This window comes from Nonomuraea sp. NPDC001684 (assembly GCF_053596515.1).
The window spans coordinates 1-2,881 of sequence record NZ_JBSFGJ010000735.1 but is presented as its reverse complement, the minus strand read 5'-3'; the positions used below and the strand labels follow the sequence as shown (position 1 = coordinate 2,881).

The window sequence follows — 2,881 nt, the reverse complement described above, 5'->3', positions numbered from 1 at the left end:
CGACGCCGCTGTAGACGGTGGCGAAGGCGTAGTCGCGGTCGAAGTCGTGCAGGTCCTCGAAGTCGTAGTGGGTGATGCCCTGCTTGCCGACGTACAGGCCGTAGGGGGTGGCGCCGTCGGAGTAGGCGGGGACGAAGACCCACTTGCCGAGCGCGCCCATCGGGGCCTCGACGTCGAACACGCAGTGGCCCGCGGTGGCCACCAGGTTGCGGTAGGCCGACTGCACCGAGGTGCCGGTGCACCAGTGGGGCAGCCCGTCGCCGCCGATGAAGAACACCTTGCCGGACGTCACGACCTCGTCGCCGGGCGGCGGGCTCTCGGCCCCGATCGGCGGGGTGCTGACCGCGGGCCCGTCCGGGACGACGCCGGTGGACAGGCGCTCGCCCCCCGTCGCCGCGGCCAGCACGGTGTACGGCGTGGCGGCCCGCAGGTTGGCGGCGTCGTCGGCGAGCCAGAACCCGGCCACCTCCCTGGCCTTGTCCACGACGGTGGCCAGCGGGACCGTCGCGACGGTGGCCGCCCGCGCGGCCCCGGCCACGACGACGGGGGTCAGCAGGCTCAGCGCGGCGGCTGACGCGATCATTGCACGCCTCAAGGACATCTCTCCGTCCGGTGGGGCCGGCCGGACGGCCCGGCCGGCGAACACCAAGATCGTAAGCACGGCCGGCGACGGAAGCCCACACGTTTTGGATCACATGTTCGAAACGGTGGGGCGAGCGGAAACACGCGTGGCCCACCACCCGGAGGTGATGGGCCACGCCGGAGGGAAGCCGCGCGGGTCAGGACCGCTTGCGGCCCACCGCGCACAGGTGGTAGTCGCCGTCGATCGGGGACGGGTCGGTGTCGGGGTCGGGACGCCACTCGCGGGTGTTGACGATGCCCGGCTCCAGGAGGTCGAAGCCGTCCAGCATGGAGGCGAACACCGACCGCCGGCGGGCCGTGAACGGCGAGGTCGCGTTGCGGTAGACGGCGCTGACGTCGTCGGCCTTGCTGGGCATGGTGTCGGGGGCGACGTGCGTCAGCACGATGTGGCTGCCCGCGGGCAGCAGGTCGCGGTAACGGTGGACGACGCCCACCGGGTCCTCGGCGTCGGTGACGAAGTGCAGCAGCGAGACCACCAGCAGCGCGATCGGCCGGGAGAAGTCCAGCACCTCCGCCGCCCGCTCCATGACGGCCTCCGGCCGCCGCAGGTCGCCCTCCTGGACGGTGACGTCGGGCGAGTGGCCGAGCAGGGCGCGGGAGTGGGTGAGCACGACCGAGTCGTTGTCCACGTAGACGATCTTCGCGCCCTCGATCACCTCGTGCACGTGGCCCGCGGTCGGCAGCCCCGACCCGATGTCGAGGAACTGGTCGACGCCCGCCTGCCGCAGGTGGCGCACGGCGCGCTGGAGGAAGGCCCGGCTGTTGCGGGCGTCGCCCCTGATCTCGGGGATGATCGACAGCACCTTCTCCGCGGCGGCCCGGTCGGACGCGAAGTTGTCCTTCCCGCCGAGGTAGTAGTCGTACATCCGCGCCACGTTGGGCACCGCGGCGCTGACGCCCGGCGGGACTCGGTCACTCATCATGTGCCAAACCTAGACGATCTAGGGCTGACGTTGGGATGATCTCTGCCATGTTAGGTCTCGACCCCGCGACGGGGATCAGCAGGACCAACCTCTGGGCATGCATGGGGCTCGGGCTCCTCGGCACGGCGGTCATCACGTTCCTGCCGGCCGCCCAGCCGTACCTGCTCACCGACGCGCTGGGGCTGTCCGGCGACGACCTGGGCCGCACGACCGGCTACCTCCAGGTCGCCGCGGAGGTGGCGCTCATCCTGAGCCTGGCCTGGTACGGCGCGCTCGCCGACCGGATCGGCCGGCGGCCGGTCGCCGTGGCGGGGCTGCTGCTGTGCGCCCTGGGCGCGGCGCTCTACCCGTTCGCGGGCAACGTCGCCGTCCTGGTCGCCCTGCGGGTCGTGTTCGCCCTCGGGATCGCCGCCCTGAACGTCACCATGTCCGCGATCACCGCCGACTACGTGCGCGACCGCGCGCGCGGCAAGGCCTACGGCTGGCTCGGCCTGTTCAGCGGCATCGGCGCGGTGATCGCGGTGCTGGTGCTGGTACGCCTGCCGAACATGCTGGAGGGCGGCGGCATGGCCCCGGCCACGGCGGCCAAGGTGGGCTTCCTGGTGGTCGCCGGGCTGGTGCTGCTGGGCGCGCTGGCCCTGCGCGGCACGCTGGCCCCGGGCCTTGCCACGTCCGTCGAGCCGCCCGCCGGGCACTCGGCCGGGCAGCAGGCCGGTGAGCGGGCCGGGCTGGGCCGGCTGGTCGTCGAGGGCGTGCGGCTGGCCCGCGACCCCGGCGTGGCGCTGTCGTACGCGGCGTCCTTCGTGGCCAGGGCCGACCTGGCGCTGGTGGCGAGCTTCCTGTCGTTGTGGATCGTGGACTACGCCAAGGCCGTGCGCGGCATGTCCGCCACCGAGGCCCTGGCCAAGAGCGGCGCGATCGTGGGCATCGCGTACATGGTGATCGTGGTGGGCGCGCCGCTGTTCGGCTGGCTCGGCGACCGGATGCGGCGGCAGGACGTGGTGATCCTGGCCCAGGCGCTGGCCGGGGCCGCGTACCTGTCGACGCTGCTGGTCAGCGACCCGCTCGGGCCGGGGATGATGCTGGTGGCGGCGGCCGTCGGGCTGGGCGAGATCAGCGTCATCACCACGGCGGGCCCGCTGCTGGCCCAGCAGGTGCCGGCCCGCTACCGGGGCTCCAGCTTCGGCGTCCAGACGCTCTGCGGCGCGATCGGCATCTTCGTCATCTCCGGCCTCGGCGGCTGGCTCTACGACCTGTGGCGGCCCGCGGCCCCCTTCGCGCTGGCGGGCGCGTGCGGCCTGCTGGTCGCCCTGTTC

3 protein-coding genes are annotated in these 2,881 nt (G+C 73.1%); 1 reads left to right on the top strand and 2 read right to left on the bottom strand.

The annotated features are described in order from the left end of the window. Both ACWCSD_RS50905 and ACWCSD_RS50900 read right to left on the bottom strand, forming a co-directional pair. A partial coding sequence (locus ACWCSD_RS50905) for a trypsin-like serine peptidase (RefSeq protein ID WP_449926811.1) occupies window positions 1-583 on the bottom strand: 583 nt, incomplete at its 3' end. A 196-nt stretch (window positions 584-779) separates the two neighbouring features. After that, window positions 780-1,565 (bottom strand): SAM-dependent methyltransferase, encoded by a 786-nt coding sequence (locus ACWCSD_RS50900; protein WP_397157913.1) that lies wholly within the window; start codon window positions 1,563-1,565, stop codon window positions 780-782. A 47-nt stretch (window positions 1,566-1,612) separates the two neighbouring features. Between ACWCSD_RS50900 and ACWCSD_RS50895 the strand changes: the two genes are divergently transcribed. Further along, window positions 1,613-2,881, top strand: a 1,269-nt coding sequence (locus tag ACWCSD_RS50895) for an MFS transporter (RefSeq protein WP_449926808.1), incomplete at its 3' end; no start/stop codon positions are given.